Origin of the sequence: Pedobacter gandavensis (genome assembly GCF_032677645.1) — a bacterium.
GTDB classification, from domain to species: Bacteria; Bacteroidota; Bacteroidia; order Sphingobacteriales; family Sphingobacteriaceae; genus Pedobacter; species Pedobacter gandavensis_A.
In genome coordinates, this window is the sequence record NZ_JAVTSB010000021.1 from 1 (window position 1) to 3,229 (window position 3,229).

At 35.0% G+C, this 3,229-nt stretch carries 2 protein-coding genes and 1 pseudogene; all 3 read left to right on the forward strand.

The features are described from left to right. Positions 1-346 (forward strand): transposase (locus R2Q66_RS23810; protein WP_316753948.1); only part of this gene is annotated, 346 nt, incomplete at its 5' end. Positions 347-362: 16 nt separating this feature from the next. Then, positions 363-482: pseudogene (locus tag R2Q66_RS23945) on the forward strand (DDE transposase); the annotation flags it as partial. 719 nt (positions 483-1,201) lie between these two features. Next, a complete protein-coding gene (locus R2Q66_RS23815; protein ID WP_316753949.1) occupies positions 1,202-1,498 on the forward strand; it encodes a hypothetical protein in 297 nt (98 codons plus the stop codon). Positions 1,499-3,229: the final 1,731 nt, after the last annotated feature.

Genomic DNA, 3,229 nt, shown 5'->3' on the forward strand with positions numbered 1-3,229 from the left:
AGAAAATGAGGCCATAGAGCTATCAAAAAAAACAGGTAATCTATTTCAATCAGAAGTACTCTGCAATGGAGATACAATCAAGCAGTTATTGGCTCGTAGCAGGTATGCCTTCTGTAAAAGACCTTCGGCCTGGACTGATAGTCAAAAGAATCGTGCAGAACTCCTGTTTAAAAAATTTCCAGATCTAAAAACCGCCTATGGGCTTAGTCAGTTATTTGAAAATACAAAAGATAAAATCTTTGGGTTGGCAAACCTGGCCAAATGGCATGAGAAAGTAAGACAAACAGCTATCAAGTCCTTCAATACTATGGCAAAGTCGATACAGACCATTATCGAACTATATTGAATAATACTTTGATCACAGATCTACAAATGCTTCCGCCGAATCTTATAATGCAAAAATAAAGGCATTCAGATCGCAATTCAGAGGAGTTAAAAGTATTGAATTCTTCCTGTTCAGGCTAACTCAGTTGTATGCATAAAATCAAAAAAAGTATCAATGCTCAACAAATTTTGGGATTGATACAATATATACTCATGATCAATATAGAGAATTCAATCCATCGATATTTATAAATTAACAAGGCTGACGCATTCACGTCCCAAAAAACGGTGATGTTTAAAAATAGAGAAAAAGCTGATTATGTTATATAAAAATACTAGAATCAATCCTGAAAAAGAGCAGAATTACATAGTCAAAAATTGTTTTTACAATCAGAAACGGGTATTAAGGTTCATGAAGTCTGTCGGAAAATGGACAATAGCTCCCCTCCTTTTACAACTGAAAGAAAAAGTAAAGGAGTATGTGTATTTCGGAAGTAAGAAAACTAATACAATTGAGGGAAGGAAAACTCCCTGTTGCAGACACTTGCGGCTTATGTAGATCTTGTTATTATCCAAACCTGGAAAAGCCAGAGGTAATACTTATATTAAGTATTTCAATGGTAGTTTGAGAAATGAGTCCTTAATACGAATTAATTTTCATCAATAGAGCACGCACAAGGAGATTAACGTATTGCATTGCTAAAAACAAAATAAATTAGAGGTTACAAGTCACCACACTACAGTCATCATTTGGAATCTGGAAAACAACACACCAACCACCAACTTGGCAATGCACTACCCCAAATTTTACCGAGGTAAAAATCTTGTTGATAATATTTAATTGGATAAATAAACCATTAACTTTAAATTTACGCATATGACGCACAATGAAGCTCAACAATTAGTTAAGGATTACGAACACCTGATTGGTAAAACATCAGTAGTTACAAATAATAAACTAACGAACCTATTGATCACACCTAAACCGATCTACGAACATGTGGTAACAATGTTTACTGCATTGAATGAAAAAATCGATGTATCATCATTCATTGCACAATACGATGATTTTGGTGTCTTGATGGTTTATGATTTTGATAAATTTAGATCAACCGCCAACGCCAGTGTTGGAGATTTAGAAACATATTTAAAAGGAAAACCTAATTTGAAATAATGGCTCATTTTAACTGACAGCCCAAATCAAAAGCTTGCACAAGCAATTATTACTAATAACAAATGCAGACAAAGCTGATCCTGAAGTACTCCTAAAAAGTCAAAAACTTATTGGGATATTATAATTAATGAAAAAACAAAGTTTAGTTTAATTTCAAATTTGATTTGGTCAAACTGCTGCCACAAAAGAATCGGGTAAGAAGTGTTCCCCTCGCAACATGCCCATAATTTTCACGAGAAAGACTTTAAGGTTCCCTCCGTGATAAAAAAGGAAATTATCTTTCAGTCAAGTAGCCAAATGTTTCAGGATTGCCGCTGGGAGCTCAATTGTTCATCGGATCAAGCCTTATGGTGAATTTAGGGAAGGTGGACTTGAAACTACAAAAATCAGAAATTGAAAAAACATGTCGGTTCCAAAGAAGAAAAATATCAGCACCTCAAAGATCTCATCTTTACGGATGAAGCGAAAGCGGCTACGTGCAGAAAATGGCTAACTAAAAAAGATAAGTGTCTTGATTGAGCACGAAGAATCCAAAGAGAACGAACAAAAATTAAAGCAGTCAAATACTTAAGTCTTCGACTACTTTAATTGAAACTTGCATGTAGCCTATTTGACCATTATCCCAACAGTACAAGGGGGGCATTATGGATATTTCCACTAATAAAAATACTTAAATGGCAGAATCTTGCAACTAACAATAAGTATCCAGGCTTAGGCTAAATGTACCATAAGCCCAAAAAGACATCTTTCTTATAAAAGGGAATAAGGAAACATTGTCCCTAATCTGTAATTTAAAAGCTAAGTGCCTAACCAGAAGTAGTGCCTCGAGTTTACTGTAGTTGGGTAGAAGCTTTAGCTGTTCACAATACCTGATCTTTTTAACTCATAAATCATACTTTATCAGATGCACACTCGGTCTCTTACAGTCAAGTTGGAAAAGCGTTGGCCATTGCATTAAAAAATGCTGTAAAATAAAAACCAATAGAATGCATTCAAATCAGAGATGACATTAACAAATGAGCACTTATCTACCTCCAAAAAGAGAAAGTAGCCCTCAAGTATGCTTAGATAGCGAAACTGTACAGACAACGTGGTAATAGATACCAAAGTTGGATTCATGAATTCGAAATTGTTTTAGCTCATAAGGTCTGTATCTGTCGAAGAATCAAAACCGGGTATTCATAATTAAATTCCCTATTACAACAACAGAATAAAACTGAAACTAAATACAAAGAGCCTAAATGAGCAATTATTTAAAAATTTTCACCCTTCGTTTGTGTTCCCTTAGCGACCAGTATCCCTCATAGTAAGGCACTTTCCCGAAGGTGTGATTTAACTGGATATGCCGTTTAACACAAAGAAACTGATGGCCCTAGATAGGAAACCTTAAACGATAATTTGTCGAAAAAGATATATTACATTTTTCCCTTTTCCTATACAAAATGTTCTAAGTAAACTGAAAGGCATTACAGAGAAGCATTGGAACAGCAAGCGGATAGTTAACAGAAACTTTTGCCCGTTAAGGAATAAAATTTCTATGGATGATTCCGGTAAGAATTAAAGAAAGGATATGAAAATGGTTAAATGGTGATAGCAGGATCTGACCCAGCGGATAGATCTGCAGTAACTGAGGATACAATTGAAAGGTACAATATTATCCAGCTCCTGGGGAAAATCGTTCCTGCAGATACAGAAGTTGTGTTTCTTCTGAAACACAGCATACCTTTTAGA